Source organism: Salinisphaera sp. SPP-AMP-43 (assembly GCF_049568105.1).
GTDB lineage: Bacteria > Pseudomonadota > Gammaproteobacteria > Nevskiales > Salinisphaeraceae > Salinisphaera.
Window position 1 is genome coordinate 649,442 of sequence record NZ_CP145335.1, and the last position, 19,943, is coordinate 669,384.

At 64.5% G+C, this 19,943-nt stretch carries 19 protein-coding genes; 6 read left to right on the top strand and 13 right to left on the bottom strand.

Annotation, left to right across the window (positions count from 1 at the left end; genetic code table 11):
• Window positions 1–30 precede the first annotated feature (30 nt).
• From trpC to rpe, 5 genes are all read right to left on the bottom strand, one after another.
• Complete coding sequence (gene trpC, locus V5738_RS02760; protein WP_423822878.1) at window positions 31–828, bottom strand: indole-3-glycerol phosphate synthase TrpC; 798 nt, start codon at window positions 826–828, stop codon at window positions 31–33.
• A gap of 94 nt (window positions 829–922) precedes the next feature.
• Window positions 923–1,963 (bottom strand): anthranilate phosphoribosyltransferase, encoded by a 1,041-nt coding sequence (gene trpD / locus V5738_RS02765; protein WP_423822879.1) that lies wholly within the window; start codon window positions 1,961–1,963, stop codon window positions 923–925.
• Window positions 1,960–2,565, bottom strand: a complete 606-nt coding sequence (locus tag V5738_RS02770) for an anthranilate synthase component II (RefSeq protein ID WP_423822880.1) — start codon at window positions 2,563–2,565, stop codon at window positions 1,960–1,962. The genes trpD and V5738_RS02770 overlap by 4 nt, the downstream gene beginning before the upstream one ends.
• Entirely contained in the window at window positions 2,562–4,091 is a 1,530-nt protein-coding gene (trpE, locus tag V5738_RS02775) for an anthranilate synthase component I (RefSeq protein WP_423822881.1), read from the bottom strand. Before trpE ends, V5738_RS02770 begins: the two co-directional genes overlap by 4 nt.
• A 383-nt stretch (window positions 4,092–4,474) precedes the next feature.
• Complete coding sequence (gene rpe, locus V5738_RS02780; protein WP_423822882.1) at window positions 4,475–5,179, bottom strand: ribulose-phosphate 3-epimerase; 705 nt, start codon at window positions 5,177–5,179, stop codon at window positions 4,475–4,477.
• 407 nt (window positions 5,180–5,586) lie between these two features.
• On the opposite strand from rpe, the gene V5738_RS02785 reads away from it, so the two are divergent.
• The 3 genes from V5738_RS02785 to V5738_RS02795 all read left to right on the top strand — a co-directional run bounded on the left by V5738_RS02785 (window position 5,587) and on the right by V5738_RS02795 (window position 7,668).
• Complete coding sequence (locus V5738_RS02785) at window positions 5,587–6,042, top strand: CopD family protein (protein ID WP_423822883.1); 456 nt, start codon at window positions 5,587–5,589, stop codon at window positions 6,040–6,042.
• Between the two features lie 158 nt (window positions 6,043–6,200).
• Window positions 6,201–7,085, top strand: coding sequence for a phosphoribosylaminoimidazolesuccinocarboxamide synthase (locus tag V5738_RS02790; protein ID WP_423822884.1), 885 nt, complete (start codon window positions 6,201–6,203; stop codon window positions 7,083–7,085).
• Between the two features lie 28 nt (window positions 7,086–7,113).
• A complete protein-coding gene (locus V5738_RS02795) occupies window positions 7,114–7,668 on the top strand; it encodes an N-acetyltransferase family protein (protein WP_423822885.1) in 555 nt (184 codons plus the stop codon).
• Here V5738_RS02795 and V5738_RS02800 read toward each other — a convergent pair.
• From V5738_RS02800 to V5738_RS02830, 7 genes are all read right to left on the bottom strand, one after another.
• Window positions 7,653–8,372 carry an ABC-type transport auxiliary lipoprotein family protein gene (locus V5738_RS02800; protein WP_423822886.1) on the bottom strand — a complete coding sequence of 240 codons (720 nt, stop codon included), beginning with the start codon at window positions 8,370–8,372 and terminating at the stop codon, window positions 7,653–7,655. The two genes, V5738_RS02795 and V5738_RS02800, sit on opposite strands and share 16 nt — an antisense overlap.
• A 23-nt stretch (window positions 8,373–8,395) precedes the next feature.
• Complete coding sequence (locus V5738_RS02805) at window positions 8,396–9,292, bottom strand: MlaD family protein (protein WP_423822887.1); 897 nt, start codon at window positions 9,290–9,292, stop codon at window positions 8,396–8,398.
• Between the two features lie 9 nt (window positions 9,293–9,301).
• A complete protein-coding gene (locus V5738_RS02810; RefSeq protein ID WP_423822888.1) occupies window positions 9,302–10,066 on the bottom strand; it encodes an ABC transporter ATP-binding protein in 765 nt (254 codons plus the stop codon).
• Window positions 10,063–11,208, bottom strand: a complete 1,146-nt coding sequence (locus tag V5738_RS02815; protein WP_423822889.1) for an MlaE family ABC transporter permease — start codon at window positions 11,206–11,208, stop codon at window positions 10,063–10,065. The genes V5738_RS02810 and V5738_RS02815 overlap by 4 nt, the downstream gene beginning before the upstream one ends.
• A 665-nt stretch (window positions 11,209–11,873) precedes the next feature.
• Window positions 11,874–12,533, bottom strand: coding sequence for an ankyrin repeat domain-containing protein (locus V5738_RS02820; protein ID WP_423822890.1), 660 nt, complete (start codon window positions 12,531–12,533; stop codon window positions 11,874–11,876).
• 24 nt (window positions 12,534–12,557) lie between these two features.
• Window positions 12,558–13,427 carry a methylisocitrate lyase gene (gene prpB, locus V5738_RS02825; protein WP_423822891.1) on the bottom strand — a complete coding sequence of 290 codons (870 nt, stop codon included), beginning with the start codon at window positions 13,425–13,427 and terminating at the stop codon, window positions 12,558–12,560.
• A 1,431-nt stretch (window positions 13,428–14,858) separates the two neighbouring features.
• Window positions 14,859–16,307, bottom strand: coding sequence for an aldehyde dehydrogenase family protein (locus V5738_RS02830; protein ID WP_423822892.1), 1,449 nt, complete (start codon window positions 16,305–16,307; stop codon window positions 14,859–14,861).
• Between the two features lie 617 nt (window positions 16,308–16,924).
• Between V5738_RS02830 and V5738_RS02835 the strand changes: the two genes are divergently transcribed.
• The 3 genes from V5738_RS02835 (at window position 16,925) to V5738_RS02845 (ending at window position 18,703) form a co-directional block, all read left to right on the top strand.
• Complete coding sequence (locus V5738_RS02835) at window positions 16,925–17,092, top strand: rubredoxin (protein WP_423822893.1); 168 nt, start codon at window positions 16,925–16,927, stop codon at window positions 17,090–17,092.
• A 79-nt stretch (window positions 17,093–17,171) separates the two neighbouring features.
• Window positions 17,172–18,329, top strand: coding sequence for an NAD(P)/FAD-dependent oxidoreductase (locus V5738_RS02840; protein ID WP_423822894.1), 1,158 nt, complete (start codon window positions 17,172–17,174; stop codon window positions 18,327–18,329).
• Between the two features lie 41 nt (window positions 18,330–18,370).
• A complete protein-coding gene (locus V5738_RS02845) occupies window positions 18,371–18,703 on the top strand; it encodes a TfoX/Sxy family protein (protein ID WP_423822895.1) in 333 nt (110 codons plus the stop codon).
• On the opposite strand, the gene V5738_RS02850 is transcribed toward V5738_RS02845, so the two are convergent.
• Complete coding sequence (locus V5738_RS02850) at window positions 18,700–19,833, bottom strand: FAD/NAD(P)-binding protein (RefSeq protein WP_423822896.1); 1,134 nt, start codon at window positions 19,831–19,833, stop codon at window positions 18,700–18,702. The genes V5738_RS02845 and V5738_RS02850 overlap by 4 nt on opposite strands.
• Window positions 19,834–19,943: the final 110 nt, after the last annotated feature.

Here is a 19,943-nt window from a genome sequence, read left to right on the forward strand (position 1 = left end):
CCTCGGTCGAGCGCCCGACGCTGCACTGGCTCAGGCGATCAGTCGGGCCACAGCCTCGCCGGGATCGGGCTGGCGCATGAACGATTCGCCGACCAGGAATGCGCCGAAGCCAGCGTCAGCCAAGCCGAGCCGGTCGTCGGGCGTGAAGATGCCGCTTTCGCTGACCAGCAGCCGATCACCGGTGACGTGTTCGCGCAGGCGCAGGCTCACGTCCAGGGTGGTCTCAAAGGTACGCAGATCGCGGTTGTTGATGCCCAAAATTGTGGCCTCGGGCAGCGTCAGTACCCGCTCGAGTTCTTCCGCGTCGTGTACTTCGGCCAGTACATCCATGCCGAGTTCGAATGCCCGGCCGGCCAGTGCCTGCATTAGATCGGTCGACAGGGCGGCCGCGATCAGCAGGATGCAATCGGCGCCCTGGGCCCGCGATTGATCGATCTGGATCGGATCGATCATGAAGTCCTTGCGTAGCACCGGCAGATCACAGGCGTCCCGAGCCAAGCCCAGGAACGTATTGTCGCCCTGAAAATAATCGCGATCGGTCAGCACCGACAGACAGGCCGCGCCGCCGGCGGCATAGCGCTCGGCCAGCCAGGCGACATCGAAGTCCTCGCGGATCAGGCCGCGGCTGGGCGAGGCTTTTTTGATTTCGGCGATCACCGCGCGCGGGCACCGGGCCTCGAGGGCCGCGGCGAAACCGCGGGTCGGGCTGGCGGTGGTGATCGCATCGGCCAGCCAGGCCGGGTCCAGCCCAGCCTTGAAATCGGCGATTTCCTCGCGCTTGCGAACCAATATGCGGTCGAGGATGGTGTCGGTGGTCTGGATGCTCATCTCGCCTGCCTTGCCGGGAACTCGAAGCCGATCGTCGATGCGTGAGACGGCTGGCTAGTCTAGCGAAGATCGGCCCGGTCGGGGTGGGCCGCGCTCAGGAGGCCTGCATGGCCTGGCGCCGGGTGAAGCCGGCGACCGCTGCCATGCGTTCGGCGGCAGCGCCGCTGGCGATGGTTTCGGCAGCGAGTTGTACGCCTGCCTTCAGATCGGCGGCCTGGCCGCCGACGTACAAGGCCGCTCCGGCGTTGAAAGCGATGATGTCAGCGGCCAGATCCGCTTGGCCGGTAAAGGCGCGTTCGATCAGTGCCAGCGATTGCGCGGCATCGGCCACCCGAAGGCCATCCAGCGAGCCACGTTCTAACCCGACGTCCTCGGGAGCGATCTTGTAATTCGTGACTTCGCCGTTTTTCAGCTCGGCGACCCGGGTCGGTGCGTTGATCGACAGCTCGTCCAGCCCGTCATCGCCGTGCACGACCATGACATGCCGGCTGCCCAGCTTGGCCAGCACCCGTGCCAGCGGGTCGCAGAGGTGGCCGTTGAATACGCCCATCACCTGATTGGCCGCGCCGGCCGGATTGGTCAACGGGCCGAGCAGGTTGAACAGGGTACGAATCCCCAGTTCGCGGCGCACGCCCACGGCATGCTTCATGGCGCCGTGATGGGCCGGGGCGAACATAAAGCCAACCCCCAACTCTTGAATGCATTCAGCGACTTCGCTCGGGCTGGTATCCAGATTCAGGCCAGCGGCTTCCAACAGATCGGCGCTGCCGGACTTGCTGGAGACCGAGCGGTTGCCGTGCTTGGCGACATGGCCACCGGCAGCTGCGACCACAAACGCCGAGGCGGTCGAGACATTGAACAGGGCTGCGCCGTCGCCGCCGGTGCCGCAGGTATCGACCAAGGTGTGTGCGACTTCGGCCGAGACCGGCACGTCGGTGGCCAGTTCGCGCATCACGCCGGCTGCAGCCGCGATTTCGTCGATGGTCTCGCCTTTCATGCGCAGACCCATCAGAAAAGCGCCGACACGGGCTTCCGAGGCGCCACCGGTCATGATCGTACGCATGGCCGCCGCCATGCGTTCCGGGGCCAGGTCGCGGCCGTGGGCCAGGTCGTCGAGCAAGGCCGCGTCGATCATGCTGGATCGACTTTCAATTCGCCGCAGCGCTTGAGAAAGGTATGCAGCATTTCGTGGCCATGATCGGACAGGATCGATTCGGGATGGAACTGCACGCCCTCGGCGCCGGTCGGGGTATGGATCAGACCCATGATTTCATCCATGTCGCCGTCTTCAGTCTCGGTCCAGGCGGTGATTTCGAAGTCGTTCGGCAGGCCGTCGCGGGCTACGATCAGCGAGTGATAGCGGGTTGCGGTCAACGGATCGGCCAGGTTCTCGAATACGCCGCGCCCGCCATGCCGGATGGTCGAGGTCTTGCCGTGCATGACCTGGCGAGCGCGGGTGACATGCGCGCCAAACGCCTGGCCCAGCGCCTGATGGCCCAGGCACACGCCCAGGATCGGCAGCCGGTGGGCCATGCGCTGGATCAGTTCGATCGACACGCCAGCCTCCTCGGGGCCGCAGGGCCCGGGCGAGACCACTACGCCGGCCGGATCCAGGCGCTCGATATCCTCGACCGAGATCTCGTCATTGCGGACCACGTGGACCTCGGCTTCGAGTTCGCCGAGGTACTGCACCAGGTTGTAGGTGAACGAATCGTAGTTGTCGAGCATCAGAATCATGATTCGTTCTCTCCTGTGTCGATCGCATGGTGGCGATGCCGGGTGCCCAGCCCCTGCTCGGCGAGCGCGGCGGCTTTCATGACTGCCCGAGCCTTGTTCATCGTCTCTTCCCATTCGGTAGTGGGCTGCGAGTCGGCGACGATGCCGCCACCGGCCTGGACGTGGATCTCGCCGTTCTTGATTACGGCGGTACGAATCGCGATCGCCAGATCCATGCTGCCATTGCCGGCCAGATAGCCGACCGCGCCGCCGTAGACGCCGCGTTTGACCGGCTCGATCTCGTCGATGATCTCCATCGCCCGGATCTTGGGCGCACCGGACAGGGTGCCGGCCGGGAACGCGGCCCGTAGGGCATCCATGGGGGTCAGATCGTCGCGAAGCTTGCCGGTGACGTTGGACACGATATGCATGACATGCGAGTAACGCTCGATCGCCATCCGCTCGGTAAGCTTGACCGAGCCCGGCTGGCTGACCCGGCCGACATCGTTACGGCCCAGATCGATCAGCATCAGGTGTTCGGCGACTTCCTTGGGATCGTCGAGCAGTTCCTCGGCCAGGGCTTCGTCTTCGGCGGCCGTATCGCCGCGTTTGCGGGTGCCGGCGATCGGCCGGACCGTGACTTCGCCGTCCATGGAACGTACCAGGATCTCTGGCGAGGCCCCCACGACATGGTGATCGCCGAAGTTGAAATAATACATATACGGCGACGGATTCAGGCTGCGCAGGGCCCGATACAGCGACATCGCCTCGGCGTTGAACGGCGCCGACAGACGCTGGCTGGGTACCACCTGCATTACGTCGCCGGCCTGAGTGTATTCACGAATCCGGCGTACCGCCTCTTCGTAGCCGGCCTGGGTCAGGCCAGAGACGAAGCGGGCATCGTCGAGCGCAGGGTTGTCAGTGCCGGCCCGGGTGGCGGCCTGCGGCAGCGGCGCATCCAGGGCATCGAGAATGGTCTCTAGCCGGTTCTCGACGCGCTCGCGGTCGGCTGCGTCGCCGTCGATATAATGAGCCACGACATATAACTTGCCGGACAGGTTGTCGAAGATGACCAGTTCTTCGGCGACCAGCAACAGGATATCCGGTAAATCCAGCGGATCGTCCTTGTCGTCGGAGCCGCCGGCCAGGCGCGGCTCGATGTAGCGGATCGTGTCGTAGCCAAAATAACCGACCAGGCCGCCGGTCAGGCGCGGCAACTCGGGCAGCCGCGGCAGCGGGCGGGCATCGTTGAAGGCCTGGATCCAGGCCAGCGGATCCGCAGTGGCCAGCGTTTCGACCACGCCGTCGTCGGTTTCGTGGATGAGTTGCTGGCCGCGGACACGGATGCGTTCGCTTGCCGGCAGGCCGATGATCGAATAGCGGCCCCAGCGCTCGCCGCCCTGAACGGATTCGAGCAGAAACGAATAAGGCGCATCGGCGACTTTCAAATAGGTCGACAGCGGCGTATCGAGATCGGCCAGGGCTTCGATGACCACCGGCTGGCGCTTGGTCAGAAGCGAGGGATTAAAGGGGGCAGATTCGGACATGGGGCATCATTCGAACGGCAGAACGGAATCGGGCGATGTGCTTATACATCGCAGCGCAGAAGAGGGGTTTTAACCCCGCCAGCACTGTCCTCGCCATCGCCGGGCTGCCTCGAAGGCGTACCGGCGGATCTGTGTCGAACGATTCGGTGTCATGTCGTCGATTGGCTGTGTATGACGCGTTGCGTCGTCGTAATTAAATCGTGACTGATCTGGCCTGCTGCGACAAGTCGAGGCCCACGGCCTGCGACGGCTCGACCATAGCGCGGCCACGGCGGTCGAGCGAGTCGCTCGACACGGCCGCAAAGCGGCCGCACGAGCGGGGTAATCGGCGAATTCGGCTGAAAATCAAGCAGATTCGCAAACGCAATACGGATTCGGTCGGCTTAGCCGACCGTGATCTGTTGCTTCATTTCGTCGATGACCTGCGCATAGTCGGGCTGGCCGAAGATCGCCGAGCCTGCGACGAAGGTATCGGCCCCGGCTTCGCGAATGCGGGCGATATTGTCGATTTTAACGCCGCCGTCGACCTCGATGCGGATCTCGCGATCGGTGCCGGCGACCACGGTATCGATAATATCGCGGGCTTCGGCGATCTTGCCCAGCGACTCCTCGATGAACGACTGGCCGCCAAAACCAGGGTTGACTGACATGATCTGCAGGATATCGACCTTGTCGAGCACGTACTTCAGCCATTCCAGCGAAGTCGCCGGATTGAATACCAGCCCGGTCTTGCAGCCCAGATCGCGGGCCAGGGCCAGACTGCGATCGACATGCCGGGTGGCCTCGGGATGGAAAGTGATCGAGGCCGCGCCGGCATCGGCAAAGCCGCGGATCAGATCGTCGACCGGTTCGCACATCAAATGCACGTCGATCGGTACGTTCGGATACGAGTTCGACAGGCGTTTGGCCAGCGATTGGCAGACCGGCGGTCCGAAAGTCAGGTTCGGGACGTAGTGGTTATCCATCACGTCGAAATGGATCCAGTCGGCGCCGGCTGCGATCACGGACTCGCATTCGTCGCCGAGCGCGGCCATATCAGCAGACAGGATCGATGGAGCGATCAGCGGAGCGAACGGGGAGTAAGCCATTAAATCACCGTGGATTGCGCGTTGTGGCTTAGGTACGCTCTGCGATAGACGCATCGACGTCAAGCCATCGGTCGCCACAGCCGCCCGAAGGCCAGCTGATGTATCGTGTGCATCCTGCGCTGGAAGCGCCGATCGTGTCCGGCACAGCGCGCCGCTACTCGGCAGGCGAAATCATGCAGGATCGGCGCTCGAGTCGAAGCGCCGGGCCCGGGGTGGCCGAGCCGGGGTTGGATGGGCTGGCAGCGCGGCGGCGCGGTGCAGGCCGAGTTGCCAGACACCCGGTACGGACTCGTGCAGGCCATCGCCGGGTTCGGCATGGCCGCCCGGATCGTCGGCTGGGAAGTTTTCGTGAATCGATTCCGGCCGGCATTCCGCCGGCTTGGTGACAGGTCCGACAGGAGTCCGGATTGGCCTATCTCATTGCATTGCATGCCCTGGCGGCGACCATCTGGGTCGGCGGGTTGTTCTTCCTGATCGGCATCCTGCGGCCCGCGGCTTCGGCCGTGCCGCTGGGCGAACGCCTGCCGCTGCTGTCGATCGCGGTGGGGCGATTCTTCCTGTGGATCTGGATCGCGATCATCACTTTGTTGATTACCGGCTATGCCATGATCGGGCTGCTCGGTGGCATGGCGGCCGTGCCGACCTATATCAACGTCATGCAGGGCCTGGCCTGGGTGATGTTTCTGCTCTACGGACATATGTTCTTCTCGCCCTGGAAACGGGTGCGCGCGGCTCTGGCCGCCGGGGCTTTGGCCGATGCCGGCCGGGCCATGAATCAGCTGCGGTTTTTTGCCGCCGTCAGCCTGGCGCTTGGACTGGCCGTGATCGCGATCGCCAGCGGCGGCAGCTACGGTCTGATTTAGAGCGCATCGTGATGCCGCCGGCCACGGCGGCGCGCCACAAGAGGCTGCACACGACAAGACGAACGCCCGCGCGGCGCCGGTAGGACGTATCGAGCGGCCCGCGCGCGTCATCGCGGCTGTTAAACTACGCCGCCGCGCAGCCCATTACCTCGATCGTCATGCCCGATACGCTTTTTGAATCCGAACTGCACAGCCTGCCGCTGTTGATGCGCGGCAAGGTCCGCGATGTCTATGCCGTAGGCGTCGAGCATCTGTTGATCGTGGCCACCGATCGCCTGTCGGCATTCGACGTGATCCTGCCGGACCCGATTCCCGGCAAGGGCCGCGTGCTGACCGAGCTGTCGAATTTCTGGTTCGATCGGTTCGCCGATACGGTGGCCGATCATCGGGTCGATATCCCGTTGGAGCGGATACTCGACGACGCCGAGATCGAGCAGGTCGAAGGCCGGGCGATGATGGTCCGCCGGCTGGATGCGCTACCGGTCGAAGCGGTGGTGCGCGGCTATGTGGTCGGCTCTGGCTGGAAGGATTATCAGGCCACCGGCGCGATTTCCGGCATCCAATTGCCGGCCGGGCTGGCCCAGGCCGAGAAACTGCCTGAACCGATCTTTACCCCGGCCACCAAGGCCGAAGCCGGCGAGCACGACGAAACGATCGCCTTCGAGCGCATGGCCGGTATCGTTGGCGAAGCCCGGGCGGCCGAAATCCGCGACGTCTCGATCGGGCTGTACCGGGCCGCGGCCGACTATGCCGCCGAGCGCGGTATTATCATCGCTGATACCAAGTTCGAGTTCGGCGTCGATGCCAAAGACAATCTGGTACTGATCGACGAAGTGCTGACGCCTGATTCCTCGCGTTTCTGGCCGGCCGACGAATACGATACCGGCATGAGCCCGCCGAGCTTCGACAAGCAATATGTGCGCGATTATCTAGAAACCTTGGACTGGGACAAGGCCGCGCCCGGGCCGCGGCTACCCGAAGACGTGGTGGCCAATACGGCCGCCAAATACGCCGAAGCCCGGGATCGCCTGATCGGCGGCTAGGGCCGGTCGCGCAAGCCGAGAGTCGACCATGCAGATCCGCCCGATGTGCGTTGCCGATGCCGCCGGCGTCGCTCGGGTGTATGTCGAAACCTGGCAGTCGGCCTATCGCGGCCTGCTGCCGGAGGCCGTGCTCGATGCCATGGATATCGACCGAGATACGCGCCGCTGGCAGCAGGAGATCGCGCGCCAGCCGTTGTTCGAAATCGGGTACGTAGCCGAAAGCGCGGCCGGCGTGATCGTCGGCCTGATCACCGCCGGCCCGGAACGACGTGCCGAGTTGGGCGAGGCCGGCGAAATCTATCGTCTTTATGTGCTTCCCGAAGCCCAGGGGCTGGGTATCGGCAAAGCGCTCGTTGCCCGCGTGTTCAAGGTCTTGATCGCCGGCGGGGCGGTGCGGATTCGGGTCGGTGTGCTCAGCGACAATCGGGCCGGCCGTCGTTTCTACGAACGGCTCGGTGCGGTGCCGGATCGGGCGCGGCCCTTCGAGCTCGGTGGCCAGCGGCTGTTCGAGACCCTCTATGAATGGCCCGAGCCGGCCACTGTATTCAGCCGCTTCGATCGGTCGGATCAGGCGCCGGGCTGACAGGCACCGCCGCAGGCTGCCAGCGTTGTGTTCAGCCAGCCTGTGATCGCCCGGTCGAGGCGCGCATCGGCCCGGGACAAGGCCTGCACGCCGCCTTCGGCATCGGCGCTCGGGGCTGGAGCGCTGATATCGAAGTGTTTCTGCGCGATCACGGCGCCGCTGTCGGCGCTGAGCAGGGTGGCCTGGGCAGCGATCCGGCCGTGGCTGGCGTCGCGGGCGGTGAAATACTGGGAAAAGTCCTGCAGGGCGAGCTGTAGCACCAGATCGGCACGGCCTGAGCCTTGGCCGAGTACGGCCGCGAACAGGTGCCGGGCCGATAGCGCCCCTTCGAGATGATCGCCGACCAGATCCGCCGGCGTATCGGCCCAGGCCGAGCGGGTATAGGCCGCCAGCCGCTGGCCCTGGTCGTATTCGAGCCGATACAGCATGCGCTTGGAGTCCAGCCAGCCGGGGGCGCGGATCGAGCGCAGATCGAGAGTCAGCGGATAGTGCGACGCCGCCGCCGGGTGAGTTCTCGAGGCGGCTGGCACATCCAGGGTATATCGGCTGGGGGAGACCGAAGGGTTGTTACCCAGCAGGCTGCAGCCGGCCAGTGCTAGGGCCGGCAGTACCCAGACGGGCCATAGCCGAGCCAAGCCTCGGCGGCGGGTTCGGCGATTGATCGCTTGTTTCGCTATGGGGTGTTCGTTTTGCGGGCCTGTCATCGCTGATCCATTAAACGCTCGTGCTATTGGCCGGGGGCGTGAAAACCGGGCTCGCCCGGTCCTGGGTGGCGTGTCGGTGGACCGAGTAATACGCTCTGGGGCTTGGCGGTCAGCTCGGCGCCCAGATCCTGGATCTGTCGGCTGGTATCGCGCAGCTGCTCGGTCAGGGCATCGATATGCGGCAGGATGCGCTGGTTGAGACGGCGCATGACTTGCTGGCCGGACTTGCCCACCCCCTGGGCTTGCCGCATCACCGGGCCAGCCTGTTGGGTGAGCCGGTCGACCCGGTCGACGGTGTGTCGCAGTTGCTCGGTTAGCCTGGGCAACTGTGCGAGTGTGGGCTGTAGGGCCTGTTCGGTTTCAGTGAGTTGGGCAGTGGCCTGGTCGAGTTGGGCGAAGGTCCGGCTGATATGCCGGGCGTTGTCGCCACCGGTGAGTTGCTCGACCTGATCCAGAATCCGGCTGATGCGTTCGAGATCCTGCTGGCCGCGATCCTTGAGCTGGGCGAACAGGCCCTGGTGCAGCGGCAGTTCGGCCGGCTTGTCCGACCCGGTGGTCAGCGGCGGCGCCGACGGGTCCGGGGTGGCCAGGGTCAGCGTGCTCAGGCCAGTAATGCCCTGGGTAGAGAGTTCGGCATAGCTGGTGCGCGTTAGCGGCACCGAGTCGCGGATCTTGAACACGATGCGTACGGTATTGGGATCGTCGGGGGCGAAACCGACGCTTTCGATATGGCCGACTTTCAGCCCCTTGAACTTGACCGGCGATTCGCTAGTCACGCCACCGACCGCATGCTGGGTGCGGATGACCAGTGTCCGGTGGGCACCGTCGCCGGTCGACAGCCAGAAGAAAAAAGCCACGGCACCGGCGCCGAAGACGATGATGAACGCCAGTGCCGCGACGAGATGCGATCGGTTTTCCATAAAGACCTCTTAGGCGTCGGCGGCAAAAAAACGTTCGATGAAAGGGTGCGAATAGCACTGGATTTCAGCCAGGGTCCCGGTGGTCAGGATCCGGCCATCGACCAGCACCGCGATCCGGTCGGCAACCGTTTCCAGAGTGGTGCGGTTATGGGTGACGATTAGGCCGGACAGCCCCATGTTCTTGTGCAGCTGGGCATAGAGCCGGTGAAAATCGGTGGCCGAGGCCGGATCGAGTCCGGCGGTTGGCTCGTCGAGAAACAACAGCTCCGGATCCAGCGCCAGCGCCCGAGCCAGGGCCGCGCGTTTGATCATGCCGCCCGACAGGGCATGCGGCATGCGATTGCCGACCTCCGGTGCCAGGCCCACTGCCGCCAGTTTGAGCCCGACCAAATCGGCGACCATCGGCTCGGGTATGGCCAGACCGTCGCGGCGCAGTTCGCGCATCGGAAACGCGATATTGTCGTAGACCGACAGCGCCGAAAACAGCGCGCCTTGTTGAAATAGCACGCCCCAGCGCCGGCTCAGGCGTCGCATGGCCGCACCCTGCAGCCGGCCGATGCGCTCGCCCAGGACCTGAATCCGTCCCTCGGCCGGCCGGCTGAGGCCGATCAGATGACGCAGCATCAGCGACTTGCCGCCGCCGCTGCTGCCGATCACGGCCAGGGTCTCGCCGCGTGCCAGGCATAAATTCAGCCCGCGCAGAATCCAGTCGCCGTCGATTTCGGTGCCGAGATCGACGACTTCGATGGCCGTATCCAAGGCGCCGTTGCTCATAAAAACCCCAGTTTGGCGAGGACTGCGCCGGTCAGGGCATCGATGATCAGAATCAACGACAGGCCGACCACCACCGAGCGGGTGGTCTGGGCGCTGAGGCTGTCGGTATTGGCCCGGGCGGTCAGGCCGAAATAGCTGCCGACGATGGCGATGATCAGGCCGAATAGGGCGCCTTTGATCAACCCCAGCCAGAAATTGAACATCGATACCGATTCCGGCAGCCGGGCCAGGAACAGGCCGTAGGGTACGCCGAGATCGAACTGGGCCGTGGTGGCGCCGCCTAGAATCTCGGCGGCATCGGTCCAGACCACCAGCAGCGGCATGGCGATGACCATGCCGATTACCCGTGAGGTCACCAGCCGCAACCGCGGCGAGGCACCGAAGGTCTTAAGTGCGTCGAGTTCTTCGGTCAGGTGCATGCCAGCGATCCCGGCCGTGATCGCCGAGCCGGCCCGGCCGACCTGGATGATGGCTGCGATCACCGGGCCGAGCTCACGGGTCACCGCCAGGCCTATCAGGCCGATGATGCGCTGGTTGGCTCCGAAGTCCGACAGGGTGACGCCGATCTGCAGGCTCATGACGATGCCGATCACATAGCCGGTCACCCCCAGCAGCAGCACCGAGGATACCCCGGTGCGATAGATCGCCGCGCTGATTTCACGGGCCGGAATCAGCCGCCAGTGCACACAGCAGATGCCCAGATCGATCAGTACGCCGACCAACAGGGCCAACAGCCCGGCTGTACTGCGGGCGATGCCGACGAGCCCCCCGCCCAGCCGGTCGAGACCGCTGAGCAGCCGCGAGCGGCGTCGCTGGGGTTCGGGCACCGTAGGCGCTTCGACCAGCCGTTCCAGTCGGTGGCGATCCGGGGCCCGGCAGGTCAGCTGCTCCGGCAGTTGGCCGCCCCAAAGGCGGCACAGCAGCCAGGCGCCGGCGCTGTCCAGACCGGTGATATGGGTCAGATCCCATGCCAGCTGCTCGGGGTGTTCGAGCGCGTCCAGCTCGCGACCCAGGCGTTCGCGAGCCCGGCCGGCCAGAAACAGATGCCACGAGCCGCCCAGTACCACCCTTGTGGTCGGGCCGGAGCTATCCAGCTGCCAGCTTGGCGCAGCCTCGGCGTGGTCGGTGTACGCCTGGGTCACCGGCGAGCGGCTCCCGGGCGGTGGCCGCCGGGCGCGTTAATGCGGGATGGCAGGCCGGTGCGATCGTATAACAAAGACAAGACAAGACGATTCATCGTTCCGATATGATCGGTAACAACATGGCTAATTTAGCGCAGGCGCGGCCGAACGACTATCCGTAAGCGAACGGTCATCCCTGCGTGTCTGGTCAAAACCTAGGGCGCGCGCCTTTTTACAGTCGTACGGGGCCGCACCCCGCGCTGGGCCGTAACGTCGCATGCGCCGCGCGGTCATGGCGCGCCGGTTTATCGGTGCCCGACTGATCAAGGGGCAACCCCAACCGGGGCCGCCCATGCGCCCCTTTGGTGGCAGTCAAACGACTCTTAGAGCCTGTTGAGGTGGTCTTTGAGCCCGTGCCAAGCGTTTTTATAAAAAATAGAGTAAACGGCAAGACAAAGCGTCGAACGGCGTAGTCGCTCTGCGAGATAGCGATCAGACGGGATTGCCGTCGTGTCGTTCATATATGGGCGCCTGTTTTTCCAGATTGGGTCGCCCATGAACACTCACCATGGGCGCCTGGCGGCGTTGCCAGTCCGCGTTATGACCTGCCGTGGCCGGCGACTGGTGCGATGCCGAACCCGTAGGGCGGTTTCAGACGCGACGCTCATACGACACAGCAACGGGCCCTAGCGCTGGGCTGCCGAGGCATCGCTGCCCTGGTTCATGGACGAGTCCAGGATCTGGATTACTTGGTTGTAGTCGGTGCTCTGGTTGTGCAGCGCCGAGTACACGGCATAGCCGTAGGGCTTGATGTCCTTCGGGCCGCCGGGCTGATTCAGATCCGCGCCGTGGTCGATCATGAACCGCACCATCTGAGGGTCGTTGCGCTTGATCGCGAACAATAGCGGCGTCAGATGCTGGGAATCGGCCCTGGGGTCGGCGGCATCGATATCGCCGCCATGGCCAAGATAGGCCTTGGCACAGTCATAGGCATCGGCGAGTGCAGCCTGATGCTGGAAAATCTGAACCAGACCGCCTGCCAGGGTCAGTGCCTGGGTTTGGGCCTTATCGTGGTCGTCGGCGCAGTAGGCCGCGGCCGGGGAGGCCGCCTGGGTGGTCGTCGGTGGCTCGGGTTTTTCCGCGGGCTCGGGCTTGGGGGCCGGTTTTTCGGCAGGCTGCTCGGCTTGGCCCTGGCCCTGGCCTTCGGGCTGTGGCTGGGCTGGCTTCTGGGTTGCTTCGCCCGTGGGTTCCTGGCTCGGCTGCGGGCTGCGCACCGACCAGTAAATACCCACGGCAGCTGCCGCGATAACGATCACGGCGATCGCGATAGCTAGGCCTTTTTTCATCGGAGTCTCCTGTCGAGGGGCGCGTCAGCGCTTTTCGCTATCGCCGAACAGATCGTCGAGCTTGTCTTCGAAGGCGTGATAGCCGAGATGGGCATAGAGTTCGTCGCGAGTTTGCATATGCTCGACGGCTGGTCTCTGGCTGCCGTGCTCGCGGATCGTACGGTAGACATCCAGCGCGGCATTGGCCATCGCCCGCGAAGCCGAAAGCGGATACAGCACCATCGCCACGCCTTGTGCGGCGAGTTCGTCGGTGCCGTAGAGTTCGGTCGCGCCGAATTCGGTAATATTGGCCAGCACTGGCACGCCCAGTTCGGTAAAACGCCGGTACATGGCGAGATCGGTCATCGCCTCGGCGAAGATATAGTCGGCACCGGCCTCTACGCAGGCCGCGGCCCGCTCGAGCGCGGCATCCAGGCCTTCGACCGCCAGGGCATCGGTACGGGCCATGATCTTCATTTCGTCGCGGGCATCGACGGCAGCCTTGATCCGGTCGACCATCTCGGCCTGGGAGACGATTTCCTTGCCTGGCCGATGCCCGCAGCGTTTGGCTGCAACTTGGTCTTCGATATGCACCGCCGCCGCGCCCGCGCCTTCCAGCAGCCGGATCGAGCGGGCGATATTGAAGGCGCTGCCCCAGCCAGTATCGGCATCGACCAGCAGCGGCACGTCGGTGGCATAGGTGATTCGGCGCACATCCTCGAGTACGTCGTTCATCGTGGTCATGCCCAGGTCCGGTAGCCCGTACGACCAGTTGGCCACGCCGCCGCCGGACAGATAAATCGCGTTGAAGCCCGAATGCTCGGCCAGAATGGCGGCATAGGCGTTGATCGCGCCTACGATCTGCAGCGGCTGTTCGTTAGCAAGTGCGGCAGCAAAACGTTGCGGTGCGGTCATGACAAGACGATCGGCAGAAAAATCATCGCGCCAGCTTAACCCAGGCATCAGGCGCTATGCCGCACCGGCGCTGTGTGCCGGAAACTGGTCGCCGCTGCGCGTCTGCGTCGCCGCGTCACGGAACGGAATACAAACCAGACCACCATCCACGGTATCGCCGGCCCGCTCTGTATCCAGCCCTTGGGCGCAGCGCCGAGCAGTGGAGGGCGCAAGCGATAAAGACGGCCGGATGTTTGAGTCGTGCGTAGCACGGCGAGTTTCCGGCCGTCCGCTTGCGGCCGGAGCCGCGCAGGGCACCGATGCGCAAGCATCGGCGCCAGACAGGGTGCCCTTTGTTTGGGCTACTTTTATTTGGGCAAGCAAATAAAAGTGGCTCGCGCATCAGCGCGAAACAGCCCGGTACGACTGGCTCGTAAAGTGTTTAAAGCACTACGGCCCGGGATCTGGCGTATCTGATTCTGGCCACGAGGCAAGTTAGAACTCGGTTTCGCACTGTTGTGCGAGCCCCTTCTTTTGCTTGCCCAAAAGAAGGAGCCAAGAAAAAGGCACCCGACACGGCGCCGGCTAACGCCGGTGCACTCCGATGCTCGCGGCGACGGGATGCGGCCAGAACTCGGGCCGCTTAGGCGGCCCTCAAACAGCTGGCCGCACCGGCGCTGTGCGCCGGACACCCGTTGCCGCTGCGCGTCTCCGTCGCCGTGTAACGGGATTCAATACAGGCACCCACTGCGACATCGTGGGCTGGCTCTGTATTCGGACTCCCTTGGGCGCAGCGCCGAGCAGTGGAGGGCGCAAGCGAACAAGACGGCCGGATGTTTGAGTCGTGCGTAGCACGGCGAGTTTCCGGCCGTCCGCTTGCGGCCGGAGCCGCGCAGGGCACCGATGCGCAAGCATCGGCGCCAGACAGGGTGCCCTTTGTTTGGGCTACTTTTATTTGGGCAAGCAAGAAAAGCCACTCGCGCATCAGCGCGAAACAGCCCGGTACGACTGGCTCGTAAAGTGTTTAAAGCACTACGGCCCGGGATCTGGCGTATCTGATTCTGGCCACGAGGCAAGTTAGAACTCGGTTTCGCACTGCTGTGCGAGTCCCTTTATTTGCTTGCCCAAATAAAGGAACCAAACAAAAGGCACCCGAACACGGCGCCGGCTACGCCGGTGCACTCCGATGCTCGCGGCCACGGGATGCGGCTAGAACTCGCGTCGCTTTGGCGACGCTCAGACAGCTGGCCGCACCGGCGCAGTGCGCCGGACACCCGTTGCCGCTGTGCGTCTGCGTCGCCGCGTTACGGGATGGAATACAGATCGACCGCCCGCTGCCGCGTGGCGAGCCTGCGCTGTATTAAGCCCCTTGGGCGCAGCGCCGAGCAGTGGAGGACCAAAGCGATCAAGACCACAATACCAAGCGTTGTAGCGAGACTGATATCTCCGGTTTCAACTCAACCAACGCACCGCAAAACGGATGAATCCACGCGTGAAGCGGTTGTAGGGCGGCCGGAACAAAAACGCCAGCGAGAAGCGATCGCGCAGCACCGCGCGTTCGTGGGAAAACGCCAGATAGCCGTAGTGGCCATGGCTCTGGCCTAGGCCAGAGTTGTTGACCCCGCCGAACGGCAGTCGGTCGTGCAGGAAATGCAGCATCGCCTGGTTCACGCAGGAGCCCCCGGCGCTGGTACGCGACAGTACGGCCTCGACGAGCGCGTTGTCCCGGGCATAGACATACAGCGCCAGCGGCTTGGGCCGGGCGTTGATGGCTGCGATCGGCGTGTTGATGTCGTCGAAGGTCAGAATCGGCAGCAGCGGGCCGAAGATTTCTTCGTCCATGATCCGTGCGTCATCGTCGACCTGGGTAAGCAGGGTCGGGGCCAGAAAACGCTCGTCGTTAGCCGGGACGGTGCCGACCGGCAGTTTGGCGCCGCGCTCGATCGCGTCTTCGAGCAGTTCGCGCAGGCGTTGATAGTGCTTGTCGTTGACGATCCGGCAGTAGTCGGGATTAGCGGCGATCTGGTCGCGCGGGCCGTACAGTTTGTCCAGAGCCGCGCGGCAGGCAGCAACGAAATCGTCCTTGATCGCGGCATGCACATAGACATAGTCGGGGGCGATACAGGTCTGGCCATTGTTGGCGAACTTGCCCCAGACCAGGCTGGCCGCGGCTGCCTCGATATTGGCCGAGCGATCCACGATCGCTGGCGATTTGCCGCCGAGCTCCAGGGTAACCGAGGCCAAGTGTTTGGCTGCTGCAGCCATCACGTGCCGGCCGACCGCCGGTGAACCCGTGAAAAAGATATGGTCGAACGGCAGGTCGAGTAGAGCCTGGGCTGTCTCGACGGCCCCGGTAACTACTGCGACTTCCTCGGGCTCGAACAACTCGGCGATGAACTCTTCCAGAAAGGCCGTACAGTGCGGCGTCATTTCCGAGGGCTTGAGGATGACGGTATTGCCGGCTGCGATCGCCGAAACGAGCGGGCCGAGCGACAGATTGATCGGATAGTTCCAGGGCGAGATGATCAGACACACGCCACGCGGTTCGGTGCGTACCTCGGCCGAGGTACCCAGCAACAGCTGGGTCGGCAGCTTGCGTTTGGGCTTCATCCACGACTTGAGCTTGCGGATGGCATGCCGAGCTTCGGCGACCACCGGCAGGATCTCGGTGGCCTCGACCTCGGCGCCGGGTTTGGCGAAATCGGCATGACAGGCTGCGTGGATTGCCTCGCGCTTGTCGAACATGAGCTCGCGCAGGCGCTTGAGCTTGGCGATACGGTCGTCGGCGGTCGAGCTGCGCAGCGCGAGTGCGCGCGGGCGCTGGGCGTCGAACAGCCGTCGGAGGGTGGCGGCGTCGGTCTCGGCAGACGAAGTGGTGATCGGCTCGGCGGCGCTATCCATAGCATTGTCCTTCGCGCTCTGGCGGTTGAGAGCGTGGTACCGATCGGGCAGGGGCGATCGGTCGTCGCGCCAGAAGACGCTGCGCAACGTCCACGATATCCAATCTACAACAATTACGATCGGCTATCGGCCGGCCATCGGCTCAGGGGAATCGGCGCGAGCGAGCGCCGGCGTCGACGCCGTAGGTTGGCGTCTCAAAAGCTCGTGGGCGCAGGTCGTAAGCCCGGCACCCTGGCCGTTGAAGCGCCGATTGGCCTATAGCGGCGATGATGCCATTGCGCGTCCTACGGTCAGGCTGGCGCTGGGCCGCTGTACCCCAGCGTTTGCCCGGCTGACTCGGCGAGCCGCGAAAGATCGATCACGGGCGCCGTGTGGCGTTGCGCCTTTCGGCGGGTCGCGATTGTGTCGGTCCCGATGCGTGACTTGTATCAAGGCTTGGCCCGAACCCGGCAAAGCTTCAGTCGGGCGTTATGTCGAAGACGGGCCGATGCATAGCGGCGTCTGCGGATCGCTGTTGCGACAGTGTTTTGGTAGCCTTGAGCTCCTTGTAGCGGCGCTGCTTCGGCAGCGCCTGTTTTTTGGTTGTTGCGATACACCATCCCAAGCGAGATTAGGCAATGAAGAAGTGGCAATGCATCGTCTGCGGGTTCGAGTACGATGAAGCCGAAGGCATGCCGGACGAAGGCATCGAGCCGGGCACCAAATGGGAAGACATTCCCGAAGACTGGACCTGCCCGGATTGCGGCGCGCCCAAGGACGACTTCGAAATGATGGAAGTCGAATAACCAGTCGAATAACCGGGCATCGCCCGAGGTACGGGCCGCGCCAGCGGCCCGTTTTCGATTCGAATCGAGGCACGATCGTATGGATCCGATCATTATCATCGGCACTGGGCTGGCGGGCTATAGCACCGCCCGCGAATTCCGCAAGCACGACGGCGAGACGCCGGTCGTGTTGATCACCCGGGACGATGGCGCGAGCTATTACAAACCGGATATCTCCGAAGCCCATGCCAAAGGCAACGATCCAGAGGATCTGGTTCAGAAAACTGCCGATGAAATGGCCGAGATGCTGGATGCGACCGTGCGCACCTGGGAGCAGGTCGAGGCCATCGACCCTGAGGCCTGCGAAGTGCGGCTGGCCAGCGATACGCTGCGCTATTCCAAGCTGGTGCTGGCCTGGGGCGCGGACCCGATCACCCTGAACCTGGCCGGGGATGCCGCCGAGGCGGTGCACAAGGTCAACAATCTCATGGATTACCGCGTCTTCCGCGGTAATCTGGACAGCAACGACCATGTGGTGATCCTGGGCGCCGGCCTGATCGGCTGCGAGTTCGCCAACGATCTGGTGCAGTCGGGCTATAAAGTCTCGGTGGCCGATCCGGCCGGCTGGCCGCTGGCCCAGCTGGTGCCCGAGTCGGCCGGCCAGGCGGTCAAGACCGCGCTGGCCCATGCCGGCGTCGACTGGCATCTGGGCCATGCCGCGGCGGGCATCAACGAAAGCCACAACGGCCGTTATCGAGTCGAACTGGACGACGGCAGCCATATCAATGCCGATATCATTTTATCGGCGGTGGGCCTGAAAGCCGGCACCGATCTGGCTGAGTCGGCCGGTCTGGCTGTGGATCGGGGCATTAGCGTCGACCGCAGCCTGTGCACTTCGGATCCGAATATCTATGCGCTGGGCGACTGTGCCGAAGTCGACGGCATCTGGCGGCCGTACGTCGGCCCGCTTATGCAGTGCGCGCGTACGTTGGGCAAGACCTTGGCCGCCGGCCCGGACGATGCGCCGAGCCAGGTGAGCTATCCGACGTTGCCGATTATGGTCAAAACCCATGTCTGCCCGGTGATCGTCTATCCGCCGGTCGATCAGGGCGGCGACTGGCAGATCGACGGCCAGGGCACAGCGTTGGAAGGCAGTTTCGTCGACAACGAGGGCAAACTGCAGGGCTTCGTGTTGACCGGCGAGGCTACCAAGAACCGGCGCGACTATATTAAGCAGGCACCGGCGCTGATGGACTAGACTAACAATCGGGCACCGTTGCCCGGCTGTCGAGAATTGTCATGTCTTACGATGCCGGGTTGGCCGAACGCGTCAAAGCCTGTTTCGAAACATCGCCGGAGATCGAAACCCGGCGCATGTTCGGCGGGCTGGCGTTTCTCATCCGGCGGCATCTGATCTGCTGTGTCTACGACGACGAACTGATCACCCGTGTGGCCCCGGCCGAGCAGGCCAGTGCGCTGAGCCGCGAGCACGTCCACAGCATGGATTTCGCCGGCCGGCCGATGGCCGGCTTCGTGGTCGTCGAGCCTGCGGGCATGGCCTCCGAAGATGCGCTGGGCGCCTGGATCGAGCCGGCGCTGGCCTTTGCCAGCGCCCTGCCGCCGAAGATTTAAGCTGCTGTGCGTTCGTCGGCGGCGAGCGCGGCCAGACAACGTCCGGCCAATCGTGCGCCCTTGATATTGCCGGCCATCGGCCCGAGCTGGAAGCTGGCCGAGCGGCCGGCGATATGCAGCCCCGGAGCAGCCTCCAGGATGTCATTGACATCGATATGGCCGGCACCGTCGGTCGCCAGCCCGAGCTCGGCAATCACACGGCCGAGCAGGCTGTCGGCGGCTGGCCGGTGGGCAAAGCCGGTCGCCAGGATCACCTGGTCGACGGCCAGCTCGCGGCCATCGGCCAGGCGTAGGCCGGCGTCGGTGCGCTGTACGGCATCGCCGCGTCGCCAGGCGAGCTCGCCGCCGGCCAGGGCGGCCGTGATCGCGCTATAGATATCCGGCGGTAGGGTGCCGGGCTGGCGAGCTTCGACCAGCAGCCGGCTGCGCTCGGCCAGCGGCTCGCGCACGAACGGTGCCAGACAGCGCGGCCCGGCATAGCAGGGATCGGAATCGAAGTCGGTGGCTCGCGGCTGGTCGCGGCTCACCCAGTACACCCGGTGGCCCTCGTGGGCCGCCCGCAGCGCGAGCTGGGCGCCGGTAATGCCGCCGCCGACAATCGCCGTGGCCGTGCCCGGCGCGCCGAGTTCGAAATCGGCATCGAAGACATGCGCGGCGGCCGTCAGCCCGGCCGGGCGAAACGGCTGCCCCGGGCCGGTGGCCACCACCACGCGGGCAGCATCGCAAATTCGGCCATCGTCCAGCCGTACCCGCCAGCCGTGGCCGGCATCGTTGGCCACGATCTCGACGGCGCCGGCATGCAGCTGGTGCGGCTGGCCAAGTTCGGCCTCGGCATGGGCGTTGAACAGCGCCAGCGACGGGCGCCGGTAATAACCCAGCGCATGCACGTCGTCGTAGCCGTGGGCCGCGGCAAAACGGCGCAGGCTATCGGCGCGTGCCCCCAGATGATGGGCGTTCGATGAGCGTAGATACTGCATGCCACAGGCCGCTGCCCGGGCTTGCCAGGCTGCCATCGGCGGCTCGGGGTCGACGATCGCCAGCGATGTTCCCGGCGCGCGGGCGAGAATCGAGGCCGCGATGAAGCGGCCGTGGGGGCCGCCGCCGATGATCAGCCAGTGGTACTCAGGCATGGATAACTACGGTCCGGTCCGGGCCAGCGAAAAACAGGCGCTGCCGACGATACCAGTCTAGCACCGCCGGTCGCGGGCGCGCCGGCGGCTTGGCAACGGCCGGGCAGCGC